Source organism: Pantoea cypripedii (assembly GCF_002095535.1).
GTDB lineage: Bacteria > Pseudomonadota > Gammaproteobacteria > Enterobacterales > Enterobacteriaceae > Pantoea > Pantoea cypripedii.
The window spans coordinates 781,210-807,067 of sequence record NZ_MLJI01000001.1 but is presented as its reverse complement, the minus strand read 5'-3'; the positions used below and the strand labels follow the sequence as shown (position 1 = coordinate 807,067).

The 25,858-nt window shown below is 55.8% G+C and carries 21 protein-coding genes; all 21 read right to left on the bottom strand.

From position 1 onward, the window contains the following. Positions 1-178 precede the first annotated feature (178 nt). The 21 genes from secA to ilvI all read right to left on the bottom strand — a co-directional run bounded on the left by secA (position 179) and on the right by ilvI (position 25,444). Positions 179-2,884, bottom strand: a complete 2,706-nt coding sequence (secA, locus tag HA50_RS03560; RefSeq protein ID WP_084872696.1) for a preprotein translocase subunit SecA — start codon at positions 2,882-2,884, stop codon at positions 179-181. Positions 2,885-2,953: 69 nt separating this feature from the next. After that, positions 2,954-3,460 carry a secA translation cis-regulator SecM gene (gene secM, locus HA50_RS03555; RefSeq protein ID WP_208617277.1) on the bottom strand — a complete coding sequence of 169 codons (507 nt, stop codon included), beginning with the start codon at positions 3,458-3,460 and terminating at the stop codon, positions 2,954-2,956. A gap of 270 nt (positions 3,461-3,730) precedes the next feature. Beyond that, complete coding sequence (gene lpxC / locus HA50_RS03550) at positions 3,731-4,648, bottom strand: UDP-3-O-acyl-N-acetylglucosamine deacetylase (RefSeq protein ID WP_084872691.1); 918 nt, start codon at positions 4,646-4,648, stop codon at positions 3,731-3,733. A gap of 101 nt (positions 4,649-4,749) precedes the next feature. Further along, positions 4,750-5,904 carry a cell division protein FtsZ gene (gene ftsZ / locus HA50_RS03545; protein ID WP_084872689.1) on the bottom strand — a complete coding sequence of 385 codons (1,155 nt, stop codon included), beginning with the start codon at positions 5,902-5,904 and terminating at the stop codon, positions 4,750-4,752. A gap of 71 nt (positions 5,905-5,975) precedes the next feature. After that, positions 5,976-7,232, bottom strand: a complete 1,257-nt coding sequence (ftsA, locus tag HA50_RS03540; protein ID WP_013507861.1) for a cell division protein FtsA — start codon at positions 7,230-7,232, stop codon at positions 5,976-5,978. Further along, the gene (gene ftsQ / locus HA50_RS03535; RefSeq protein WP_084872687.1) at positions 7,229-8,068 is read right to left on the bottom strand and encodes a cell division protein FtsQ; all 840 of its coding nucleotides are present in this window, start codon (positions 8,066-8,068) and stop codon (positions 7,229-7,231) included. Before ftsQ ends, ftsA begins: the two co-directional genes overlap by 4 nt. A 1-nt stretch (position 8,069) precedes the next feature. Further along, on the bottom strand, positions 8,070-8,990 hold the full coding sequence (locus HA50_RS03530) for a D-alanine--D-alanine ligase (RefSeq protein WP_084872685.1): 921 nt from the start codon (positions 8,988-8,990) through the stop codon (positions 8,070-8,072). Next, positions 8,983-10,458 carry a UDP-N-acetylmuramate--L-alanine ligase gene (gene murC / locus HA50_RS03525; protein ID WP_084872683.1) on the bottom strand — a complete coding sequence of 492 codons (1,476 nt, stop codon included), beginning with the start codon at positions 10,456-10,458 and terminating at the stop codon, positions 8,983-8,985. The genes HA50_RS03530 and murC overlap by 8 nt, the downstream gene beginning before the upstream one ends. Before the next feature lie 70 nt (positions 10,459-10,528). Then, positions 10,529-11,587: an undecaprenyldiphospho-muramoylpentapeptide beta-N-acetylglucosaminyltransferase gene (gene murG, locus HA50_RS03520; RefSeq protein WP_084872680.1), complete on the bottom strand. Its 1,059-nt coding sequence runs from the start codon at positions 11,585-11,587 to the stop codon at positions 10,529-10,531. Further along, complete coding sequence (gene ftsW / locus HA50_RS03515; protein WP_084872677.1) at positions 11,584-12,798, bottom strand: cell division protein FtsW; 1,215 nt, start codon at positions 12,796-12,798, stop codon at positions 11,584-11,586. The genes murG and ftsW overlap by 4 nt, the downstream gene beginning before the upstream one ends. Further along, positions 12,798-14,114 carry a UDP-N-acetylmuramoyl-L-alanine--D-glutamate ligase gene (gene murD, locus HA50_RS03510; protein ID WP_084872674.1) on the bottom strand — a complete coding sequence of 439 codons (1,317 nt, stop codon included), beginning with the start codon at positions 14,112-14,114 and terminating at the stop codon, positions 12,798-12,800. The genes ftsW and murD overlap by 1 nt, the downstream gene beginning before the upstream one ends. 2 nt (positions 14,115-14,116) lie before the next feature. Further along, entirely contained in the window at positions 14,117-15,199 is a 1,083-nt protein-coding gene (gene mraY / locus HA50_RS03505) for a phospho-N-acetylmuramoyl-pentapeptide-transferase (protein ID WP_084872672.1), read from the bottom strand. Then, positions 15,193-16,554, bottom strand: coding sequence for a UDP-N-acetylmuramoyl-tripeptide--D-alanyl-D-alanine ligase (gene murF / locus HA50_RS03500; RefSeq protein WP_084872669.1), 1,362 nt, complete (start codon positions 16,552-16,554; stop codon positions 15,193-15,195). The genes mraY and murF overlap by 7 nt, the downstream gene beginning before the upstream one ends. Beyond that, positions 16,551-18,038 carry a UDP-N-acetylmuramoyl-L-alanyl-D-glutamate--2,6-diaminopimelate ligase gene (murE, locus tag HA50_RS03495; RefSeq protein WP_084872666.1) on the bottom strand — a complete coding sequence of 496 codons (1,488 nt, stop codon included), beginning with the start codon at positions 18,036-18,038 and terminating at the stop codon, positions 16,551-16,553. The genes murF and murE overlap by 4 nt, the downstream gene beginning before the upstream one ends. Further along, positions 18,025-19,791: a peptidoglycan glycosyltransferase FtsI gene (locus HA50_RS03490; protein ID WP_084872664.1), complete on the bottom strand. Its 1,767-nt coding sequence runs from the start codon at positions 19,789-19,791 to the stop codon at positions 18,025-18,027. The genes murE and HA50_RS03490 overlap by 14 nt, the downstream gene beginning before the upstream one ends. Positions 19,792-19,807: 16 nt before the next feature. Beyond that, positions 19,808-20,128, bottom strand: coding sequence for a cell division protein FtsL (gene ftsL / locus HA50_RS03485; RefSeq protein WP_084872661.1), 321 nt, complete (start codon positions 20,126-20,128; stop codon positions 19,808-19,810). Beyond that, positions 20,125-21,066, bottom strand: coding sequence for a 16S rRNA (cytosine(1402)-N(4))-methyltransferase RsmH (gene rsmH / locus HA50_RS03480; protein ID WP_084872659.1), 942 nt, complete (start codon positions 21,064-21,066; stop codon positions 20,125-20,127). Before rsmH ends, ftsL begins: the two co-directional genes overlap by 4 nt. Before the next feature lie 2 nt (positions 21,067-21,068). Then, the gene (mraZ, locus tag HA50_RS03475) at positions 21,069-21,527 is read right to left on the bottom strand and encodes a division/cell wall cluster transcriptional repressor MraZ (RefSeq protein WP_084872656.1); all 459 of its coding nucleotides are present in this window, start codon (positions 21,525-21,527) and stop codon (positions 21,069-21,071) included. A 490-nt stretch (positions 21,528-22,017) separates the two neighbouring features. Next, positions 22,018-23,028, bottom strand: coding sequence for a catabolite repressor/activator (gene cra / locus HA50_RS03470; RefSeq protein WP_084872652.1), 1,011 nt, complete (start codon positions 23,026-23,028; stop codon positions 22,018-22,020). A gap of 197 nt (positions 23,029-23,225) precedes the next feature. Further along, the gene (gene ilvN / locus HA50_RS03465; RefSeq protein ID WP_084872650.1) at positions 23,226-23,717 is read right to left on the bottom strand and encodes an acetolactate synthase small subunit; all 492 of its coding nucleotides are present in this window, start codon (positions 23,715-23,717) and stop codon (positions 23,226-23,228) included. 2 nt (positions 23,718-23,719) lie between these two features. Further along, positions 23,720-25,444 carry an acetolactate synthase 3 large subunit gene (ilvI, locus tag HA50_RS03460; RefSeq protein WP_084872647.1) on the bottom strand — a complete coding sequence of 575 codons (1,725 nt, stop codon included), beginning with the start codon at positions 25,442-25,444 and terminating at the stop codon, positions 23,720-23,722. Positions 25,445-25,858: the final 414 nt, after the last annotated feature.

Below are 25,858 nucleotides of genomic sequence, written 5' to 3'. Positions count from 1 at the left end.
ACTGAGTTCCGCTAAAGATGAATGAAGCGCTGATTTTGTAGCGGCGCGATTTATCGCGCGGTTTTTTCTGCCAACACGCACAGAAATGCGCGATAAATCGCGCCGCTACAGTTTGTGCCAGACAAGGACCTGGGCTTTGTCAACGGTCTGAAGGAGCCATCAGGCTCCTTTGTTATTATCAGGCCAGGCGGCCGTGACACTGCTTATATTTTTTACCCGAACCACATGGGCATGGATCGTTACGACCGACCTTGCGTTCCCCACCCTGCGCTGCCAGCGCGGCGGCCGCTGCGGTTTCATCGTCCACATGGCTGAGTTGCTGCTGCTGTGCCAGACGCTCAGCATCTTCACGACGCTGCAGCTCCATCGCTTCGACTTCTTCCGGCATACGCACCTGAACTTTGCTCAGGGTGCTGATCACTTCATATTTCAATGATTCCAGCATGGCAGCAAACATGGCGAAAGATTCACGTTTGTATTCCTGCTTCGGATCTTTCTGCGCATAGCCACGCAGGTGGATACCCTGACGCAGATAATCCATCGCCGCCAGATGCTCTTTCCACAGCGAATCCAGCGTTTGCAGCATCACGCCTTTCTCAAAGTTACGCATCATTTCCACGCCCACCACTTCTTCTTTGGCAGCGTAGCTTTCCGTTGCGTGCTTCATGATACGTTCGCGCAGCGTCTCTTCATGCAGATCCGGCTCTTTATCCAGCCATTCAGCAATCGGCAGATTGAGGTCGAAATCGGTGCGCAGACGCTCTTCCAGTCCCGGCACATCCCACATTTCTTCCAGCGACTGCGGCGGAATATAAGTGTCGATGGTGGCTTTGAACACATCTTCACGGATGCTGTTGATGGTTTCTGACACGTCAGACACATCCAGCAGTTCGTTACGCTGGCTGTAAATAGCACGACGCTGGTCGTTCGCCACGTCATCATATTCCAGCAACTGCTTACGAATATCGAAGTTGCGGCTTTCCACTTTACGTTGCGCATTGGCAATCGCTTTGGTCACCCACGGATGCTCAATCGCTTCACCCGGCTTCATACCCAGCTTACGCATCATGTTAGACACACGATCCGAGGCGAAAATACGCATCAGCGCATCTTCCATCGACAGGTAGAAACGTGATGAACCGGCGTCACCCTGACGGCCCGCACGACCACGCAGCTGGTTATCGATACGACGCGATTCATGGCGCTCAGTACCGATAATATGCAGACCACCGGCAGCCAGCACCGCTTCATGGCGCTGCTGCCAGGCGTTTTTGATTTCTTCAATCTGTGCTTCAGTCGGCGCTTCCAGCTCCGCCACTTCGGCATGCCAGTTACCACCCAGCATAATGTCAGTACCACGACCGGCCATGTTAGTGGCGATGGTCACGGCGCCAGGCTGACCCGCCTGGGCCACGATATCCGCTTCACGGGCGTGGAATTTGGCGTTCAGCACGCTGTGCTTGATGCCCGCACGCGTCAGCTCGTTGGACACCACTTCTGATTTTTCGATGGAGATGGTACCCACCAGCACCGGCTGCCCGTTGGCAGTACAGGCACGGATATCTTCGATGATGGCATCGATCTTCTCTTTCTCGGTCATGTAGACCAGATCAGCCATATCTTTACGCACCATCGGACGGTTGGTCGGTACGACAATGGTATCAAGCTTATAAATCGAGCTAAATTCAAAGGCTTCGGTATCAGCCGTACCGGTCATACCGGCCAGTTTTTCATAGATACGGAAATAGTTCTGGAAGGTAATCGAGGCCAGCGTCTGGTTCTCGTTCTGGATTTCCACGCCTTCTTTCGCTTCAACCGCCTGATGTAAACCATCAGACCAGCGACGCCCCTGCATGGTACGGCCAGTGTGCTCATCGACGATGACCACTTCACCATCTTTAACGATGTAATCCACGTCACGGGTGAACAGCGCGTGAGCGCGCAGTGCCGCAGTCACGTGATGCATCAGCATGATGTTGCTCGGTGAATACAGTGATTCACCTTCATCCATAATGCTCTGGCTGACCAGCAACTCTTCAACTTTCACCAGACCGCGCTCGGTCATATGCGCCTGACGGCCTTTTTCATCTACCCAGAAATCACCCTCACCCTGGAAGGTGTCGGAATCTTCTTTTTCCTGACGAACCAGGTGCGGGATGATTTTATTAACCTTGATATACAGGTCAGAGCTGTCTTCCGCCGGGCCAGAGATGATCAGCGGTGTACGCGCTTCATCGATGAGGATGGAGTCCACTTCATCCACCAGCGCGTAGTGCAGTTTACGCTGTACACGCTCTTCCGGGCTGAACGCCATGTTATCGCGCAGGTAGTCGAAACCGTATTCGTTGTTGGTGCCGTAGGTGATATCGGCAGCGTAAGCGGCGCGCTTGGCGATGGAGGGCATACCCGGCAGGTTGATACCCACCGTCAGACCCAGGAACTCAAACAGCGGACGGTTATTTTCGGCGTCACGCTGTGCAAGGTAGTCGTTGACTGTTACGACGTGAACGCCTTTGCCACTCAGCGCATTGAGGTAAGCAGGCAGGGTGGCGGTCAGGGTTTTACCTTCACCGGTACGCATCTCGGCAATGCAGCGCTCATTCAGCACCATGCCGCCAATCAGCTGCACGTCAAAGTGACGCATACCAAATACACGCTTACTGGCTTCACGTACCGTTGCAAAGGCTTCCGGGATCAGGCTTTCCAGCACTTCGCCTTTTTCCAGGCGCTCACGGAATAAACCGGTTTTGGCTTTCAGTTCATCATCAGAGAGCTTTTCAAATTCCGGCTCCATTTTGCTGATGACATCCACAACTTTACGCATGCGACGCAGAGTACGATCATTGCTGCTACCAAAAACTTTAGTTAACAATTTGATTAACATGATAAATATATTCTCAATTCAGCCGTGACTTCACGGACTGCGAAATCTAAAAAGTGTGCGGGAAAAAAGTTAGCAGTTGAGCAATGAAGGTCCGGCACGAATGCCGCGAATAGCAGATAACCAGAAAGCGGGGGTATTAAGTTGCGGTTCTGAGGCCAGAACGGCAGGCTGCGATTCAGCAGCAATCTGCGGCATCGCTGGCGAGGTCAGCAATGCCTGTAATGAATCGATCAACGCCAGCTTTTGTGCTGCCAGCGGTACTGCATTCTCGTTTTCCGCCTGCGCCGGAGGCGTCATGCTGAAGGAAAGATGGCGGATAACGGTACGAATGGCATGTTGATGCCAGTAATCGACATTGAAGTTCGGACGGCGCGCAGTTTCCTGCAGGCGAATTAAATGGTCAAAACGAACAACATTGCCGGTAAACAGGCTGCTGACAGGGGTATCTGCGGAAGCAGGTTCGGCAGTCTGGGCACAGGCGGGCAAGCCAAAGCTGGCTGCAACCATCCCCAACAGGAGATGCGGCCAGAAGTAGCGTCTGCCAAATTGTCGCCAGCGTGAAAAAATCCCGATCACAACCCGTCCACAAAACTTCAGTAAGTAAGTCATCCACCGTGTTTAACGGCGTACCCTGCCAATACAAGCGCCTGATAATAGCATTTATGTGTGGCTTCCACACCAGTGATTAAACGGCTGCGGGGAGATTTCGCGCTTTTTTGTACAGCGTTTAGCCAGTGTTGGCAGTGATGAGCCTGTCTTTAGACAGAAATGGCAGGAGACAATAAAAAACGGCAGGAGCCACTGACCGGAGAGAGTGTCAGGGAAACCCGCCGTTTTGTGCCTGACTTACGCCAGGACCAGATTGGGTGCTTTGAATGCCAGCGGCAGTTCAGCTTCGTCTTCGAAGGTCGCCCATTCCCAGGCTTCCTGTTTCGCCAGTACCGCTTGCAGCAGTTTGTTGTTCAGTGCATGGCCTGACTTAAAGGCGGAAAACGCGCCAATAACGTTATGACCACACATAAACAGGTCGCCGATAGCGTCCAGCATTTTGTGACGAACGAACTCATCCTCAAAGCGCAGACCTTCTTCGTTCAGTACGCGGAAGTCGTCGAGGCCAATCGCACAATCTAAACTACCGCCCAGGCACAGGCCTTTAGACTGCAGATATTCGATTTCACGCATAAAGCCGAAAGTACGCGCACGGCTGATCTGGCGCACAAACGCCTCGGCCGAGAAGTTGAGCTGATAGCGCTGCGAGCTGGAATCAATTGCCGGATGTTTAAAATCGATGGTGAAGTCGAGCGAGAAACCATTGTAAGGTTTGATCTCAGCCCACTTGTCGCCATCTTCAACGCGCACCGTTTGCTTAACACGCACAAATTTCTTCGCGCTGTTCAGCTCGTGGATACCCGCATCCATCAGCAAATAGATAAAAGGTGCAGCACTGCCGTCCATGATCGGGATTTCTGGTGCATCGACTTCAACAACAATGTTATCGATACCCAGTCCGGCCAACGCGGCGTTCAGGTGTTCAACGGTCGAAATACGCACGCCTTCATCATTCACCAGACATGTACTTAGCATGGTGTCGCGCACGTATTTTGCATCAGCCGGGAAATCAACCGGTGGATTCAAGTCAGTGCGACGATAGATGACCCCGGTATTAGCCGACGCAGGGCGTAAGGTCAGTGTGACTTTTTTGCCGGTATGTAAACCGACGCCAGTCGCCTGAACAATACGTTTTAGTGTCCTTTGTTTGATCATCGCATTATCTCGCAATATTACCCATCCGACCGCTAGTATAAATTACCAGCGGGCGAACACTTTAGCACAAAGAGCGGAGAAACCCAATTCTCGGGTTATTCTTAGTCGGCTTGCTTACGCAGAAACGCCGGAATATCCAGATAGTCAGGTTCTTTGCCAGATGCCGCTGCGGGATCGTTGACCACTTTCGCAGCAGGTTTTTGCTCCTGCGGCAGCGGTGCCATACCATGCTGCTGGTAACGATGATCCATCACTGGCTGGCTGCTCTGCTTGTTGGTCACCAGGGTGATTTCCGGACGTTTGTCCATACCGATACCGGTCGCCACCACGGTCACGCGCAGTTCGTCGTTCATCTCTGGATCCAGAGAAGTACCGATTACCACGGTTGCGTTGTCCGATGCGAAAGCACGGATGGTGTTACCCACGGTTTCGAACTCGTCGAGACGCAGATCGAAGCCCGCGGTGATGTTAACCAGCACACCACGCGCACCAGACAGGTCGATATCTTCCAGCAGCGGGCTGGAAATCGCCATTTCTGCCGCTTCTTCGGCACGGTCTTCACCACAAGCCACGCCTGAACCCATCATGGCGTAACCCATCTCAGACATCACGGTACGCACGTCCGCGAAGTCAACGTTCATCAGACCCGGACGGGTAATCAGTTCAGCGATACCCTGCACCGCGCCTTTCAGCACGTCGTTCGCTGCACCGAATGCATCCAGCAGAGAGATGCCGCGGCCCAGCACTTTCAGCAGCTTGTCGTTCGGAATGGTGATCAGTGAATCGACATGCTTCGACAGTTCAGCGATACCCTGCTCGGCAAAAGCCATACGCTTTTTGCCTTCGAAGTTGAATGGCTTGGTCACCACCGCAACGGTCAGGATACCCAAATCTTTGGCAACTTCTGCCACGACCGGTGCCGCACCCGTACCGGTGCCGCCACCCATACCCGCGGCAATAAACACCATGTCTGCCCCATCCAGCGCAGAACGCAGTGCTTCGCGATCTTCTTCCGCTGAGGTACGACCGACTTCCGGGTTCGCACCCGCACCCAGACCTTTGGTGATATTGGTCCCGATCTGGATCGTCTGGCCGACTGCTGTTTTACGCAACGCCTGAGCGTCGGTGTTCACAGCGAAGAATTCCACACCTTCGATACGCTCGCGTACCATGTGCTCTACGGCGTTGCCACCGCCACCGCCGACGCCGATGACTTTAATCACCGCGTCATTGGTTAATTCCATAGGTTCAAACATGATTTCTCTCCGTTATGTGCCTGTCGCCTGGAGATCATAAAAAAAGCCAGCATGATCCCCTTTTACAAAAATTAAAACTCTTTCTTCAGCCAGCTGTTGATGCGTTTAAACCAATTGCCCACTGAAGCACGTTTTTCCGTTTCAGCATCACCGTTCATATGTGACTCTTTGCCGTAATGCAGCAGACCAACTGCGGTTGAGTAGTACGGCTCCTGCGCATAATCCGTCAGGCCAGTGATGTTCAGTGGCTGACCAATACGCACCTGCGTGTGGAAAACACGCTGGGCGCAGGCCGCCAGGCCTTCAATCTGCGCCGCGCCACCGGTCAGCACAATACCGGCCGCCAGATGGTGCTTCACGCCTTGCTGGCGCAGTTGTTCTTGCAGTTGCAGAATCTCGTCATTCACCAGATTCAGCAATTCGGTGTAACGCGGCTCAATCACTTCCGCCAGCGTCTGACGTTGCAGGCTGCGTGGTGGACGTCCACCTACGCTCGGGACTTCCACATTCTCGTCTTTACCGACGATGGAACCCAGCGCACAGCCGTGGCGTACTTTAATCGCTTCGGCATCCGTTGGCGGCGTACCGAAGGCATAGGCGATATCACTGGTCACCACGTTCCCGGCATAAGGGATCACTTTGGTGTGGCGCAGCGCGCCGCCGGTGTATACCGCGATATCCATTGTACCGCCACCGATGTCAACAACACAGACTCCCAGCTCACGTTCATCCTCAGTCAATACTGAGAAGCTGGACGCCAGTCCGGCAAAAATCAGTTGGTCCACTTTCAGGCCACATCGTTCCACTGCCTTCACGATATTTTTCGCCATATCGTTGTGGCAGGTGATCAGATGAACCTTCGCCTGCATACGCACGCCGGACAGCCCAACCGGATTTTTGATGCCTTCCTGATAATCGATGGCATATTCCTGAGGAATAACATGCAGGATACGGTGCTCGTCACGTACGCGGACCGATTTCGCGGTATGCACGACGTTCTCTACATCATCCTGAGTCACTTCCTCTTCGGAAATCGGAACCATCCCGATTTCGTTCTGACAACTGATATGTTTGCCCGATAAAGCAAGGTAGACGGATGAAATCTGGCAATCTGCCATCAATTCAGCCTGATCGATGGCGCGCTGCACGCATTTCACCACCGATTCAAGGTCATTCACGCCACCTTTATCCATACCGCGAGACGGGCAGCTGCCCACCCCAATAATGTTGACCATACCATCGGGCAGAATTTCCCCAACCAGGGCGGCGACCTTCGCGGTGCCGATTTCGAGTCCTACTACCAGTTTTCTGTCCGTTGCCTTGATCATTGTTGTTTAGCCTGTGCCTGGTTCTGTTGCTGATTGACTTCCTGTGGCTCTAACGGTGCCGGTGCCCATCCTACGGCGGCACCCGAGTCATAGCGCAAATCGACATAACTGATGCGCTTATTACCGCTCTGGGCCTGCTGTTGCAGTTCCGGATAGAGCTCAATAAAACGGTTCAGACGCTTCATGGTATCGCTGCGACCCAGTTCGATGCGCACATCGTCACTGGTCACCAGCTGCCACGAGCGCCGCGCCGTCATCGACGCGACCTTCAGGGTAAACTTGCTGGCCTTCAGCACATCACTCATGGTGTGATAACCGGCCAGTACCTCTTTCTCACTGCCTTCAGGCCCGTACAGCATCGGCATATTTTCTTTGCCAATGTGACTGGCCGGGACGCTGAAGGAGACACCATCGGCGTCCACCATATGCAGGTCATTCCAGCGAGCCACCGGAACAAACTCCACCAGGTTAATCTTCAGCTCATCAGGCCACTGCTTACGCACGCTGACCTGTTTAATCCACGGCAAACGTTCAATTTGCTGCTGGATAATGTCGACGTTCTGCGACATAAACGTGCCCGGTGCGCCGAGTGACAAAATCGCCTGGCGAATGTCATCGTGCGTGGTGTAATGCGTTTCACCGGTCACCACCAGTTTCGATAATGGCAGGCGGGAAGCATCATTCATCCACTTCAGCACCACCAGCCCGCCGGCCACCATAATGCCCAGCACAATCAGCAGGAACACGATGCCGAAAAGTCGGGCACCGTTGCTACGCCCGGTGCGCGTGCGCTCCTGGGGTTCGCGGTTGCGTACGTTCAGCGCCGCCTGTGACATATCAGTCGGCCAGCTCCAGAATACGTGCAACCAACTGCGGGAAGCTCAGTCCCGCCTGCTTCGCTGCCATCGGCACCAGGCTATGGCTGGTCATGCCCGGCGAGGTATTCACTTCCAGCAACTGGAAGTTGTCATCACCGTCCACCATCACATCAACACGTCCCCAGCCGCTGCATCCCAGCGCACGCCAGGCCGCCACCACCAGCGCCTGCAATTCTGCTTCCCGTTCGGCACTCAAACCACTCGGGCAGAAGTACTCAGTATCGTCAGAAATGTATTTTGCTTCATAGTCATAGAACTCGCTGGCGCTCTTAATTCTGATGGAAGGCAGAATCTGCTCGCCTAAGATACCGACGGTGTATTCCGCACCACTCAGAAAGGCCTCAACCAGCACGTCTTCGTCGTGACGAAAAGCTTCTTCCAGCGCCGCAGGCAGCGCGTCGAGCGTATTCACCCGGCTGATACCCACGCTGGAACCTTCGCAGCTCGGCTTAACGAACAGCGGCAAACCCAGGGCTTCAATCGACGCCAGCGTCGCTGCATCTAAACCGTTGTCCTGCTGCTGACGAGTCAGCCAGACAAATTTACCCGCAGGCAATCCCCTGCCCTGCCACAGCAGTTTGCTGCGCAGTTTATCCATGGTGATCGCCGAAGCCATCACGCCGCTGCCGGTATATGGCATCTGCTGGAATTCCAGCACCGCCTGCAACGTACCGTCTTCACCGCCACGGCCATGCAGCGCGATAAAGGCTTTATCAAATCCCTGTTGCTTCAGGTTGAGCACCGACACTTCACGCGTATCCACCGGATGTGCGTCAATGCCCATTTCACGCAACCCGGCCAGTACCGCGTTACCGGACATCAGCGAAACTTCACGCTCCGCCGACGTACCACCTAACAATACCGCGACCTTCTCAGCCATTGCGCACCTCCGCTTTCACCGTGGGTTGCAAACGGATTTCTGCCAGCTTGCGGGCGATTTTGCCGATGTTGCCCGCGCCCTGCACAATCACCAGATCGTTGCCGGTCAGCAGCGGGGCCAGTGCTTCTGGCAGCGCATCGTGTTCTGACACCAGGATTGGGTCCACTTTGCCACGACCGCGAATCGCACGGCACAGCGAGCGGCTATCCGCTCCCGGGATGGCCGTTTCACCTGCCGGATACACATCCAGCATCAGCAGCACATCCACCTGCGACAGCACGTTGGCGAAATCGTCGAAGAGATCACGGGTACGCGTGTAGCGATGCGGCTGGAATACCATCACCAGCTTTTTCTCTGGCCAGCCAGCACGTGCCGCTTTAATGGTCACATCCACTTCGGTCGGATGGTGACCGTAATCATCAACCAGCATGGCGCTGCCTGGCTTACCGTTCACGGGTGCGGTATCAAATTCACCCAGCACGTCAAAACGGCGGCCGGTGCCCTGGAAACTCTCCAGCGCGGCCAGAATGGCGCTGTCGTCGATACCTTCTTCGCTGGCTACCGCTACCGCCGCCGCTGCGTTCAGGGCGTTATGGCGACCCGGTGCGTTCAGCGTGACATGCAGTACCGGCTTGTCGTGGCGGATCAGGGTGAAATAGCCCTGCGCGCCACGCTGCTCGTAATTTTCAATACGGACATCCGCATCGTCGCTGAAACCGTAAGTGGTGATCTGACGCCCGACGCGCGGGATCAGGTCACGGATAACCACGTCATCCACACACATCACTGCACGGCCATAGAACGGCAGATTGTGCAGGAAGTTAATGAACGTCTGCTTCAGGTTCTCGAAATCGCCCTGATAGGTATCCATATGATCGGCTTCGATATTGGTGACAATCGCCACCATCGGTTGCAGATGCAGGAAAGACGCATCGCTCTCGTCCGCTTCGGCAATCAGGTAACGGCTGCTACCCAGACGCGCATGGGTCCCGGCGGCTTTCACCAGGCCACCGTTGACGAAGGTAGGGTCCAGACCGCCTTCAGCATAGATGCTCGCCACCATCGCGGTGGTGGTGGTTTTACCGTGCGTACCGGCAATCGCGATGCCGTGACGGAAGCGCATCAGTTCGGCCAGCATCTCTGCGCGGCGAATCACCGGAATACGCTGCTCACGCGCCGCAACCAGCTCCGGGTTGTCCTGCGCCACGGCGGTGGAAACCACGACCACGCTCGCATCGGTCACATTTTCCGGACGATGGTTGAAGTAGATAGTTGCGCCCAGCGACGCCAGATGTTGCGTGACCGGGTTGGGTGCCAAATCGGAACCGCTAATATGATAACCTTCGTTCGCCAACACCTCGGCAATACCGCCCATGCCAGCACCACCGATGCCGACAAAGTGGATGTGCCGGACGCGACGCATCTCGGGCACAATAGAACGCAGTTTTGCCAATTGTTGTGTATTCATCTGTCTCTGTTACCTGTGTTTTCCATTTGTACCTGAGTCAGGTACGGGTCAGCCTCGCTGACCGATTAACTTATTTCGCGGCACCTGCCACTTCCTGCGCAACCCGATCGGTTGCATCAGGAATTGCCACCTGGCGGGCCTTTTCTGCCATGGTCAGCAGTGTGGGGCGATCCCAGTGGCGCAACGTGTCCGCTACCACAGCCGCGGTGAACTGCGGCTGCTCAAAAATTTTGGCTGCGCCCGCTTGCTCCAGCGGCAACGCATTCCAGTACTGCTGGCGATCTTTATGCATAAAAGGCACGAAAATCGCCGGTAAACCTGCGGCAGCCACTTCACTCACCGTCAGTGCGCCTGAGCGGCAAACCACCACATCAGCCCAGGCGTAGGCAGCGGCCATGTCATCGATAAACTCGGTGACTTTATGCTGCGGCTGACCCGCATCTCGGTAAGCCTGCTGCACCGTTTCCAGCGCACCTTTGCCGGTCTGATGCCATAAGGTGATGGCATCGCCCAGTTCGGCGGCAACCGCAGGCAGCGTCTGGTTCAGAATACGCGCGCCCTGGCTGCCCCCGACTACCAGCACCCGTACCGGTCCGCTCCGTCCTGCCAGGCGTTCGGCGGGCAACGGCAGCGCCAGCACATCGGTACGCACCGGGTTACCCACCACATCCGCGTTGGGGAATGCGCCAGGGAAAGCCTGCATCACTTTGGTGGCGATTTTCGCCAGCCATTTGTTAGTCAGTCCGGCAATACCATTCTGTTCATGCAACACCACCGGGATGCCGCAACTCCACGCGGCCAGGCCACCAGGACCCGAAACATAGCCACCCATGCCCAGCACCACATCCGGCTGCCAGTTTTTCATGATGCGGCGCGCCTGACGCCAGGCATTGAAAATACGTACCGGGGCCAGCAGTTGTGCTTTTACCCCTTTACCGCGCAAACCGCTGATGCGGATAAAATCAATCTCGATACCATGCTTCGGCACCAGATCGGCTTCCATACGATCGGCGGTTCCCAGCCAGCGTACCTGCCAGCCCTGTTCCATCAGATGATGGGCGACAGCCAGACCAGGGAACACATGTCCACCGGTACCACCCGCCATCACCATCAGTCGCTTCCCACTCATCGACCACCTCGGGTAAACGCCTGGGCTTTTGCCAGACGCGTTTCATAATCTATGCGCAACAAAAACACGATGGCCGTCGACATGATGATCAAACTGGAACCGCCGTAACTGATCAGCGGCAACGTCAGACCTTTGGTCGGCAACATACCGGCGGCGGCACCGACGTTAACCAGTGCCTGGAAGCTGAACCACACCCCGATGGAACACGCCAGGAAGCCGGAAAAACGTTGGTCAATCTCCAGCGCGCGGCGGCCAATCGACATCGCGCGAAAAGCGACGAAGAATACCATCAACAGCGCCAAAACCACACCGGCATAACCCAATTCTTCACCGATGATGGAGAAGATAAAGTCGGTATGCGCTTCGGGCAGATATTCCAGTTTCTGCACTGAATTCCCGAGGCCCTGCCCCCAGAATTCACCACGTCCAAACGCCATCAGTGACTGGGTTAACTGGTATCCACTACCGAATGGATCTTCCCACGGGTTCCAGAACGAGGTCACACGGCGCATACGGTAGGGTTCAGCGATAATCAGCAGGACCACTGCAAACATGCCGGATCCGATGATCGCCAGGAACTGCCATAATTTTGCCCCGGCAAGAAACAGCATCGCCAGCGTCGTCACGAACAGCACCACCACCGTACCGAGGTCTGGCTGTGCCAGCAGTAACACCGCCAGAATCACCATCACGCCCATCGGTTTACAGAAGCCCCAGAAGTTGTTGCGCACCTCTTCGACTTTGCGCACCAGATAACTGGCGAGGTAACAGAACAGCGTCAGCTTTGAGAGTTCTGCCGGCTGAATACGCAGCGGCCCCAGTGCAATCCAGCGTGAGGCCCCGTTCACCGAGCTCCCTACTACCAGCACGATCAACAGCATTACCACCGACACCACCAGCATCACGTTGCTGTAGCGCTGCCAGAAATCCATCGGCACGCGCAGCGTGACCAGCGCCATACCGACTGCCAGAGCGATATAGAACGCATCGCGCTTGGCAAAATAGAACGGATCTTCGTTCAGGCGCTGCCCTACCGGCATGGAAGCCGAGGTCACCATCACGAAACCGACAATCGCCAGACCGAAGGTCAGCCACAGTAGCGTACGGTCATAAAGCACCACTGGCGCATCTTCATTCTCACGCGACCCCATCACCCAATCTTTCAGGCGCAGGGAGAGGAAGCTGGCTATCGCGGCACCGGGAATTCGCATCAGCCTAGCTCCTTCGCCAGTTGCGCGAACTGGTCGCCGCGCTGTTCAAAATTACGGAACTGATCGAGGCTGGCGCAGGCAGGTGACAGTAAAACCATATCGCCCGCTTTCACCTGGCTGGCAATTTGTTCCATTGCCTGCTGCATGGTTTCGGTACGCGTGGCGATTTCCGGACGCAGCGCGGCCAGCGCGTCGCCATCACGACCAAAGCAGAACAGCTGTATATTGTTACCTTGCAGGTAACGCGCCAGCGGGCTGAAATCGGCCGATTTACCATCACCACCCAGCAGCAGCCACAACGTCCCTTTAACCTGCAAACCATTCAGTGCGGCTTCGGTGCTGCCCACGTTGGTGGCTTTTGAATCGTTAATCCAGCGCACACCCTTCGCTTCATGCACCAGCTGGAAACGGTGCGACAGGCCAGTGAAGGTAGTTAACGCTTTCAGGCTGGACGCACGCGGAATATTCACCGCATCCGCCAGCGCCAGTGCCGCCAGCGCGTTGGTATAGTTGTGCTGACCCACCAGCTTCATTTCGTCGGTGTTCAGCACTTTCTCACCCTTCACCCGCAGCCAGGTGCTCCCCTGCTGCCGGTTGAGATGGTAATCACCGAGGTCGATACCAAAGCTGACGCAGCGGGTATCGGCACCGCGAACCGGCATGGTCATGCCGTCATCGGCGTTCACCACGCAGACGCTGGCGTTTTCATAGATACGCAATTTGGCGGCACGATATTGCTGCATCCCCAGCGGGTAGCGATCCATATGATCTTCAGTCACGTTGAGGATGGTTGCCGCTGCGGCTTTCAGGCTATGGGTGGTTTCCAGCTGGAAGCTGGAAAGTTCCAGCACATACAGCTGCGCCGGGGATTTCAGCAGCGACAGCGCCGGTAAACCGATGTTGCCGCCAACCCCCACCTGCCAGCCTGCGGCACGCGCCATCTCACCGACCAGCGTGGTCACGGTGCTTTTACCGTTCGAGCCGGTAATCGCCACAATCGGTGCCTGGGCTTCACGGCAAAACAGTTCGATATCGCCGACAATTTCGATACCGGCATCAGCGGCTTCACTCAGCGCCGGATGCGCCAGGGCAATGCCGGGGCTGGCGATGATGAGGTCCGCTGCCAGCAGCCAGTCGTCGTTCAATCCACCGACATAGCGCTCCACCTGCTCCGGCAATTTATCCAGCCCAGGTGGTGACACACGGGTGTCCATCACGCGAGGGGTCACCCCCTGCGCTAAAAAGAAATCAACACAGGAGAGACCCGTCAGGCCCAACCCGATGATGACGACTTTTCTGCCCCGATAGTCAGCCATGATTAACGTACCTTCAGCGTTGCCAGGCCAATAAGCACCAGCATCAGCGAAATGATCCAGAAGCGCACGATGACGCGCGGCTCCGGCCAGCCTTTCAATTCATAGTGGTGATGGATCGGGGCCATGCGGAAAATACGTTGCCCGCGCAGCTTGAACGATCCCACCTGCAGGATCACCGACAGCGTTTCCACCACGAACACGCCACCCATGATCACCAGCAAAAATTCCTGACGCAGCAGCACCGCAATGGTGCCCAGCGCGCCACCCAGCGCCAGTGAACCGACATCGCCCATAAAGACCTGCGCCGGATAGGTGTTGAACCACAGGAAGCCAAGACCGGCCCCGACTATCGCGGTACACACAATCACCAGTTCACCCGCATGACGCAGATACGGAATGTGCAGATATTCAGCAAACTTCACGTTACCGGTCGCCCAGGCCACCAGCGCAAAGCCAGCTGCAACAAACACCGTGGGCATGATTGCCAGGCCATCCAGACCATCGGTAAGGTTGACCGCGTTCCCGGTGCCGACAATCACGAAGTAGGCCAGCAGAACGTAGAACAGCCCCAGCTGCGGCATGATGTCTTTAAAGAACGGCACCACCAGCTCGGTCGCCGGGGTATCTTTACCCGCCAGGTACAGCGCGAAGGCCACACCCAGCGAGATCACCGACATCCAGAAATATTTCCAGCGTGCAATCAGGCCTTTGGTGTCTTTGCGCACCACTTTGCGGTAATCATCGACGAATCCGATAATGCCGAAGCCGATCAGCACAGCCAGTACGCACCAGACATACGGGTTCGACGGATACGCCCACATCAGCACCGACACGGTGATGGAGGTGAGGATCATGATGCCGCCCATGGTCGGGGTGCCGCGTTTACTGAAATGCGACTCAGGACCATCGTTACGCACCACCTGGCCAATCTGCAGTTTTTGCAGCCAGGCAATCAGGCGGGGGCCCATCCACAATGAGATGAACAACGCGGTCAGCAGGCTGACAATGGCGCGAAACGTCAGATAGGAAAAGACGTTAAAGCCGGAATAAAGTGCGACCAAATGCTCGGCCAGCCAGACTAGCATGTTCCTTTCTCCTGTAAGCTCTGTACTACCTGCTCCATGGCGGCACTACGCGAACCCTTAATCAAAATGGTAATGTCCTGATGTTCGGACAATAGCGTCCGCAAACGTTCAATCAGCGCGGCTTTACTGGCGAAATGCTCGCCATTGCCACTGTTTTCACTGATCAACTGGCTTAAGCATCCGGTGCTCAGCACACAATCAATTCCGGCGGCTTTGGCCGCGTCACCGACCTGACGATGGCAGGCTTCAGCCTCCTCCCCCAGTTCGGCCATATCACCCACCACCATCACGCGGTAGCCCGGCATATCACCCAGCACCTGCGCAGCAGCGGTCATCGAACCGACATTGGCGTTGTAGCTATCATCAAGCAGCAGCTGATGTTCAGCCAGACGAACCGGGAACAAGCGTCCTGGAACAGGCTGCAAGGTTTTCAGGCCCGCCTGAATCGCGCTCAGCGGTGCATCGACCGATAACGCTAATGCCGCCGCCGCCAAAGCGTTGGCAATGTTGTGACGTCCCGGCAGTGGCAGCGTGATGGCAATGTCGCCACGCGGGGTATGCAGCGTGAACAGAGTGGCGTCCGGGCGCAGCGTGATATCACTGGCGCGGAACTCAGCATCCGCCTGCGGCTGCGGCGAAAAACGCCACAGGGTTTTACCGGCAAACTGCGGTTGCCAGTTCAGCAGATCATTGCTCTCTGCGTTGATGATGGCTGTGCCGTGAGGCGGCAAACCGGCAAAAATCTCGCCCTTTGCTTTAGCAACGCCTGCCAGTGAACCAAACCCTTCCAGATGCGCCGCGGCCAGGTTATTGACCAGCGCCGTCTCCGGACGCACCAGATCGGTGGTGTAAGCAATTTCGCCCTGATGGTTAGCACCCAGCTCAATCACCGCATAATCATGTTCTTTGGTCAGACGCAGCAGCGTCATCGGCACGCCAAAATCGTTGTTCAGGTTGCCAGCGGTATACAGCGTTTCGCCGCACTGACGCAGAATCGCTGCGGTCATCTCTTTAACCGAGGTTTTACCCGACGAACCGGTTAACGCCACCACGCGCGCTTTTACCTGCTGGCGCACCCAGCCACCGAGGCGACCAAAAGCAATGCGCGTATCGGCCACCACCACCTGCGGTACCGCCACTGGCAGCAGTTTACTGACCAGCAACGCCTGCGCACCTTGAGCGATGGCATCCGCGGCGAAATCATGGGCATCGAAACGTTCCCCCACCAGCGCGACAAACAGGCAACCTGCCGTCACCTTGCGGGTATCGGTCACTACGTCATTCACGCTAAGATCGTCACCGATCAGCGTGCCGCCCGAGATTTCCGCCAGGGTTGCGAGTGAAAGCGGGATCATGCCATCACCCCCAGCAGACGCGCGACGGTGTCGCGATCCGAGTAATCCAGACGACGATTGCCGACGATCTGATAATCTTCATGGCCCTTGCCAGCTACCAGCACGATATCGTTGCTTTTGGCCTGCATGATGGCGTTAGTTACCGCCTGCGCGCGGCCAGCCACCACACGGGCGCGGCCCGGATCGAGCAGACCGGTCAAAATATCATTCACAATCGCCTGCGGATCTTCGCTGCGCGGATTGTCATCGGTGATCACCACCACGTCAGCGAACTGTTCTGCGATGGCTCCCATCAGTGGGCGCTTACCTTTGTCGCGATCGCCGCCACAACCAAACAGGCACCACAGCTGGCCTTTGCAATGCAGGCGAGCGGCTTCCAGCGCTTTCTCCAGCGCATCCGGCGTATGGGCGTAATCCACCACTACGGTAGGTTTATCAGGTGCGCTAAAGACTTCCATGCGACCGGTCACCGGCAGCAACTGTGACGCGCTGCTGACCAGCGACGCCAGCGGATAATCCAGCGACAGCAGGGTTGCCAGCGCCAGCAGCAGATTGCTGACATTGAAAGCGCCCATCAGGCGGCTATCGAACTCACCGTCGCCCCAGCTGGAGCTAAAGCGAATATGCGCGCCACCATCGTGATACGTCACTGCCGTGGCTTTCAGCCAGCGGCCATGACAACCCGGTTGCAGGTTATCCTGCATGGTGACGGCAACGGCATCCGGCAGTTTGGCCAGCCAGCGGCGTCCGACTTCGTCATCCGCATTGATAATCGCCGCGCCAACCTGATGTTCTGAAAACAGCAGCCATTTAGCAGATTCATAGCTTTGCATATCGCCGTGGTAATCAAGGTGATCACGGCTCAGATTGGTGAATACCGCCGCAGCAAACGGCAGCGCAGCCACGCGATGTTGCACCAGACCGTGCGATGACACTTCCATCGCCCCAAGCGTTGCACCCAGGCCAACCAGGCCGTGCAGAACGTGCTGCACATCCACCGCTGAACCGGTGGTGTTTTCGGTGGGTACCAGATGCCCGTAAAGACCGTTACCTACCGTGCCCATGACGGCACCGGTTTCACCCAGCAGATTGGCCCATTGCGCAATCAACTGCGTGGTAGTGGTTTTACCGTTGGTGCCGGTGACGCCAATTAATTTAAGCTTTTCAGCAGGCTGCTGATAAAAGCGTCCAGCCAGTGCCGAGAGACGCTGCGGCAACTGCGCCAGGTAGATAACCGGGACGCCATGCATCTCACGGATATCTCCATCGCTGGCCTCACCCTCGGCTTCGGCAATCACTGCCGCCACGCCCTGGGCAATAGCCTGCGGAATAAATCGACGTCCATCAGCATGATGGCCCACCACGGCGATAAACAGATCGCCAGAAGCCGCAGAGCGGCTATCCAGTGTCATGTCACGGAGTGGACGCGCCGGCGCGCCCGGCACCCACGGGGCCAGTAAATCGCGCAGGTTACGATCTGTCACTTGGTTCCTCACTTCGGTTCTTCACCAACTCGTTCTTATCAATTACCGGTAGCGCATCGGGTTCGATATTCATGGTACGCAGCACGCCGCCCATGATGGCACCGAACACCGGCGCGGAGACCGCACCACCATAATATTTACCGGCCTGGGGATCGTTGATCACCACCACCAGCGCGAAACGAGGATGACTGGCAGGCGCAACGCCCGCGGTATAAGCAATGTATTTATTGACGTAGCGCCCATCCGGTCCGACTTTTTTCGCGGTCCCGGTTTTAATCGCAATACGGTAGCCCTTGATGGCCGCCTTCACGCCACCGCCACCGGGCAGTGCGACGCTTTCCATCATATGCATCACAGTTTTCACCAGTTCTTCCGGGAAAACACGCTCACCGGGTACCGGTGGATCAACTTTGGTAATCGACAGCGGACGATAGACGCCATAGCTGCCAATGGTTGCGTAGACTCGCGCTAACTGTAACGGCGTTACCATTAGCCCGTAGCCGAAAGAGAAGGTGGCCCTCTCTATGTCAGACCACCGTTGTTTTTGAGGATATAAGCCACTGCTTTCTCCGACCAACCCCAAATTGGTCGGCTTACCCAGTCCAAAGCGCGCGTAAGTATCTACGAGAGCTGAGGACGGCATCGCTAACGCCAGACGGGAAACCCCGACGTTACTCGACTTCTGCAGAACCCCGGTCAGGGTCAATTCGTTGTAACGCGCCACATCTTTGATCTCATGACCATTGATACGATAAGGCACGGTATTCAATACGCTGTTTTCTTTCACCACACCGCGTTGCAGGGCGGTCATCACCACCATCGGCTTCACGGTAGAACCCGGTTCGAAGATGTCGGTGATGGCGCGGTTACGCATCACATCTTTCGGCGTGTTGCCCAGATTGTTCGGGTTGTAGGCCGGGCTGTTGGCCATCGCCAGCACTTCACCGGTATTGACGTCCACCAGCACCGCCGAGCCAGATTCTGCTTTGTTGAAAGCCACCGCGTTATTCAGTTCGCGGTACACCAGCGCTTGCAGGCGTTCATCAATGCTCAGCGTCAGGTTGTGGGCGGCACGGCTATCAACCGACGAGATATCTTCAATCACGCGACCAAAGCGATCTTTACGCACGGTACGTTCACCGGGTTCGCCGGTCAGCCATTTGTCGAAGCTTTTTTCTGTGCCTTCAATGCCCTGGCCATCGATATTGGTGAAGCCAATCAGATGCGCGGTAACCTGCCCCGCCGGGTAATAGCGGCGTGACTCTTCACGTAGGTAGATACCCGGCAGCTTGAGTTTTTTGACGTATTCGCCAATCGCCGGATTCACCTGGCGTGCCAGATAGACAAAGCGGCCTTTCGGGTTGGCATTGATACGCGTGGAGAGTTGATCGAGGGGGATCGACAGCGCATCGGAAAGCGCTTTCCAGCGGCTATCGAGGGAGACGCCGCCGTGTTCATTCAATTCTTTCGGATCGGCCCAGATGGCGTTCACCGGCACACTCACCGCCAGCGGACGGCCCGCACGATCGCTAATCATGCCGCGGGCGGTCGGCACGGCCTGCACGCGTAACGAACGCAGGTCGCCTTCTTTCACCAGTTTGTCAGGATTGATCACCTGTAACCAGGCTACGCGAGACAGCAGGCCACCCAGCGCCAGTAAAATACAGCCGCACAGCAACGCAAAACGCCAGCTTACAAAGCTGGCCTTATCTTCCTGTTTTTTCAACTTCAGCGTTTTGCTCGCGCCGCTCATCAGGTTCTGAGATTCCTTATTGCTGCACCACAATGTTTTCCTGCGAAGGATCGACATGCTGCATTTGCAGTTTGTCGGTTGCGATTCGTTCTACCCGGCTGTGGTCGCCGAGGGCGTTCTCTTCAAGAATCAGGTTGCGCCATTCGATATCTAATGCGTCACGCTCCAGCACCAGCTGTTCGCGTTCTGCCGTCAGACGACGCGTTTTGTGCGTCGTCGTCACCACCAGCATGGCGGAAACTAAAACGGCCACCAGCAACAGCACCGGGATCTTGCCAAACCGCAGCAAATCGCCACCGATGACGCCGGGCAGACTGTGGCGTTCGTTTCCGATCATGACGCCGTCCTTTCAGCAATACGCAACACGGAACTCCGTGCGCGTGGGTTGTAAGCGACTTCGGCGTCTCCCGGCACCAATTTGCCGAGGGTTTTCAGCTCCCGACCACCCAGCGCTTTCAGCTGCGTCTCGGTCATCGGAATGCCCGCCGGTACCTGCGGACCACGACTCTGATCGCGCATAAAGCGTTTCACGAGGCGATCTTCCAGTGAATGGAAGCTGATCACTGACAACCTTCCGCCAGGTGCCAGCACCGACAATGCCCCTTTCAGCGCGATGTCGATCTCTTCCAGTTCGCTGTTGATCCAGATGCGAATCGCCTGAAAACTGCGGGTCGCCGGGTGCTTAAACTTGTCTTTCACCGGTGTTGCTGCATAGATAACGTCGGCCAGTTCTTTGGTGCGCGTCATCGGCTGCTCACGGTTGCGCTCAACAATTGCGCGGGCAATACGTTTGGCGAAGCGTTCCTCGCCGTAGGTCTTCAGAACAAAGGCGATATCCGCCTCTTCCGCACCGAGCAACCATTCCGACGCCGATTGTCCGCGCGTCGGGTCCATGCGCATGTCCAGCGGCCCATCACGCATGAAAGAGAATCCACGTTCGGCGTCATCCAGCTGCGGCGATGACACGCCTAAATCCAGTAAAACGCCGTCAATTTTTCCGTTCAGCCCGCGCTCGGTCACGTACTCCGCCAGCGCCGAAAACGGCCCGTGGACGATCGAGAAGCGCGGATCTTTTATCTCAGCGGCTGCGGCTATGGCTTGCGGATCGCGATCTATCGCCAGTAGCTGCCCGTTCGCGCCAAGTTGCGAAAGGATCAATCTGGAGTGACCACCGCGACCAAAAGTGCCGTCAATGTATATGCCGTCTTCCCTGATATTGAGCGCGTTAACCGCCTCATCCAGCAGCACTGTGGTGTGTTTGAAATTTTCCTGCATAGCTATAGCGACAAGTCCTGCAACCGCTCAGATAAAGGCTCCTGAGCCGACTGTTCTGCGTCAATATCGTCCTTAACTTGTTGATACCAGGTCTGTTCATCCCACAATTCAAACTTGTTGAACTGTCCAACCAGCATCACTTCTTTGCTCAGGCTCGCATGCTGACGAAGGGTATTCGCCAGTAGCAGGCGGCCTGCATTATCCATCTGACACTCACTGGCATGACCCAACAGCAGCCGCTGCACGCGACGCTCGGCGGGATTCATGCTGGATAAGCGAGACAGCTTTTTCTCAATGATTTCCCATTCGGGCAGGGTATAAAGCAGCAGGCAGGGCTGGTGGAGGTCAATGGTACAAACCATTTGACCCTGAGACTCTGCGATCAGCAATTCACGATAGCGCGTTGGTACGGCCAGTCGCCCTTTGCTGTCGAGATTGACTAACGTTGCCCCACGGAACATGCCAGCCTCACCCCTCAGATACCCTTTTTCACCACTTTATCCCACATTTTACCACGAAAAGAGTTTACGGAGCCGATGAAATCCTTGTCAAGCCGCAACGGCAAGTGAATATCACTCTTTACAGCGGGTGAAATTATTTGGCGGTGGGAATAAGAAGGTCGTGAATGGCAAAATAAAAATTAACCTGATGAATAATGGAATAAAAATTTTCACGTATTGAAAAGCGGCGAAAAATAAAGCGCTTTATCGCGTTTTGATAAATATCTGACGATATGCGACAGCGGCTGCATTTTAGGGGATTTCCTAAAGGAAGCCCAGCACCATCGCGACAGCTCTGCTAGCAGCAGATGCCGAAGATGTAAACAAATAAGAAAAGGTAGTGCGCTTAATTTGTTAGCAAGGTAGACCAGAATTTACGCTTTTTTACGTGGAAGGTTGCGGGGGAAATTAAAAGCATGATGAATAAAGTGGGCAGCACGCCGCCCATCATTCATTTTGTCCGGCGGCTTAATTGACCACGACGGAATAAATTACGGCGAATTCGGGTTAAACCTGGCTTCGGTTTTCGCGGTTCATCCAGCGAGGCTAAAACCAGCTCAAGAACGCGCTCGGCCACATCGCGATGACGCTGTCCCACCGCCAGCACCGGGCATTCGAGGAAATCCAGTAATTCATGGTCGCCAAAAGTGGCAATCGCCAGATCGGTGGGCAACCGCCCGTCACGTTTCAGCGTGACATCCATAACCCCCTGCAACAGACCAAAGGAAGTGGTGAACAAGGCCTCCGGCATCGGGTGATCTTCCAGATACTTCTCGAACAGGGCCGCCGCCGCAGTGCGTTCAAAGCTGTTGCAGTAGATATAATCAATCGGGCGTTCGTCGTCCTTCCATGCTTCACGGAAGCCCATTTCACGCAGGAAACTCACCGACAACTCTGGCAGTGCTCCGAGGAACAGCACATTTTTCACCGGTAGCTGACGCAATTCAGCGGCCAGCGCCTGGGCATCATCCTGATCGGCACCCACCACACTGGTAAAATGTTCACGATCCAGCGCGCGATCCAGCGCAATAATCGGCAGAGGATCGTTGATCCAGCGCTGATAAAACGGATGCTCCGGCGGCAACGAGGTGGAGACGATGATCGCATCTACCTGACGCTGCAACAAATGTTCGATGCAACGCATTTCATTGTCAGGCTGATCTTCCGAGCAGGCGATCAGCAGCTGGTAGCCACGCTGGCGTGCCTGACGCTCAAGATAGTTGGCGATACGCGTATAGCTGGTGTTTTCCAGATCGGGTATCACCAGGCCAATTGAACGGGTACGCCCGGCACGCAACCCCGCCGCCACGGCATTTGGGTGATAATTGTACTCACGCACCACCGCCATCACTTTCTCGACGGTTTTGTCGCTGACACGATATTGCCGCGCTTTGCCATTAATGACGTAGCTGGCCGTGGTGCGCGACACGCCAGCCAGGCGCGCGATTTCATCCAGTTTCACGATGACACCTTAATTCCTGATTAGCCATGCTGGCGAAAATGTCCGCAGATTAGCTAAGGGTAAAACATTTGTAACATCTAACCGCAGAAAACTACGCTGAGCAACCGCTTTTATCCGCCGGGGTGTGCAAGCGCATAAAATAAAAAAACCCGGCATTCCGCCGGGTTAGCATTGAGGTTCAATCAGGTGGGTGACGATTAACGCATAATGCGCTCGCCACGTGCCACGCCGACGATACCGGAGCGTGCCACTTCCACGATCTCCGCGACGTCACGAACGGTGTTCAGGAACGCATCCAGTTTGTCACTGGTGCCCGCCAGCTGAACCGTGTACAGCGTCGGCGTCACGTCGATGATCTGTCCACGGAAAATTTCCGCGCTACGCTTCACTTCTTCGCGGCCATAACCGGTGGCCTGGATTTTCACCAGCATGATTTCACGTTCAACGTAGGCACCCTGCCCCAGTTCGCTGACACGTAACACGTCCACCAGCTTGTGCAGTTGCTTCTCGATCTGCTCCAGCACCTTGGCATCGCCGACGGTTTGAATCGTCATGCGCGACAGGGTGGGGTCGTCAGTCGGGGCAACCGTCAGACTTTCGATGTTGTAGCCACGCTGCGAAAACAGCCCAATCACGCGGGACAATGCGCCGGATTCGTTCTCCAGCAGTACCGATAAAATGCGACGCATAATTATGTCCTCTCCGTTTTGCTCAACCACATCTCGTCCATACCGCCACCACGAATCTGCATCGGGTAAACGTGCTCGCTGCCATCCACGGTCACATCCACAAACACCAGACGCCCTTTCGCCAGGGTCTCCAGCGCCTGCGTCAGTTTCTCTTCCAGCTCGGCCGGATGCTGAATGGCGATACCCACATGGCCATAAGCCTCAGCGAGACGCACGAAGTCCGGCAGTGATTCCATATAGGATTGCGAATGGCGGCCAGAGTAGATCATGTCCTGCCACTGCTTCACCATGCCGAGGAAGCGGTTGTTCAGGTTCAGCACCAGCACCGGCAAATCGTATTGCAGCGCGGTCGAGAGTTCCTGAATGTTCATCTGGATACTGCCGTCACCGGTGACACAGATAACGGTTTCTTCCGGCAGCGCCATTTTCACACCCAGCGCGGCAGGCAGGCCAAAGCCCATGGTGCCGAGGCCACCGGAGTTGATCCAGCGACGCGGCTTATCAAACTGATAATACAGCGCAGCAAACATCTGGTGCTGACCGACGTCTGACGTGACGTAAGCCTCGCCTTTGGTCAAACGCCAGATGGTTTCGATAACCGCCTGCGGTTTGATTTTGTCGCTGGTGCGATCAAATTCGAGGCATTTGCGGCTGCGCCAGCCGTCGATGCGCTGCCACCAGTCGCGCAGGCTGTCGAGCTCCTGCTTCACGTCGGTCTGTGCCAGCAACTCCAGCATTTGCGACAGCGTTTGTTTCGCATCGCCAACAATAGGAATATCCGCCGCGACGGTTTTGGAGATCGAAGTCGGGTCAACATCGATATGCATCACCGTGGCATTCGGACAATATTTCGCCAGGTTGTTGGTGGTGCGGTCATCGAAGCGCACACCGATGCCGAAAATCAGATCGGCGTTGTGCATGACCATGTTGGCTTCATAGGTGCCGTGCATGCCGAGCATACCCACGCACTGACGATGCGTACCCGGGAAGGCACCCAATCCCATCAGGGAAGTGGTCACCGGAATGTTCAGCGTTTCCGCCAGTTGCAGCAGTTCCGCTTCACAACCCGAGGTAATGGCACCGCCACCCACGTACATCACCGGATTATGCGCCGCCAGCAGGGTCTGCAACGCGCGCTTAATCTGTCCCTTGTGGCCCTGAATCGTCGGGTTGTAGGAACGCATGCTGACCGATTCCGGCCAGACGTAGGGCAGCTTATTGGCCGGGTTAAGAATATCTTTCGGCAGATCGATGACCACCGGACCCGGGCGGCCACTGGACGCCAGCCAGAAGGCTTTTTTGATCACGGTGGGGATTTCTTCGGTGCTTTTCACCAGGAAGCTGTGCTTCACCACCGGACGGGAAATCCCGACCATGTCGCACTCCTGGAAAGCGTCATAACCGATCAGCGAAGAAGGCACCTGACCCGACAGCACCACCATCGGGATGGAGTCCATATAGGCAGTCGCGATGCCGGTAATGGCATTGGTGGCACCCGGGCCGGAAGTCACCAGCACGACGCCAACTTCGCCGGTGGCGCGCGCCAGGCCGTCAGCCATATGTACAGCGCCCTGCTCATGGCGAACTAATACGTGGTCAATACCACCGACCGTTTGCAGAGCGTCATAAATATCGAGCACCGCTCCGCCCGGATAACCGAATACCTGCTTAACGCCCTGATCGATTAACGAACGGACGACCATTTCGGCTCCTGACAACATCTCCATTTTCTGCCTCCAGGCTTGAGGAACTGAATCCACTGACGACCGCTTTCCGGCGCGCCACTTGCATCCTGCCCCATATTCGCCAATTAAGATCAAAACCTTATGTTTATGCTCAGAAGAGGGAAGTCATTTCCACCTTCCAGGTACAGGGAAATCTACTTGAGTTCATTCTTTTGAGAGTAGGTCGATTACCATAACCGCAGAAAACCCGGCAGGCAAACGCCGCAACGCCGTACCGTGCTGATGGTGGCAGTAAAGGCACTAAGGGGTGATAATCGCTTGCGAGGATTAAACTAATGCCAGCACCGAAGGGCAGAGGATAATGCTGGCCTGGCGATTATTTCCAGCGAGTTATAAGAAATATACGATGCATATTTTGCAACGTTCCAGCCCACAATCTTACCCGCCAATTAATTT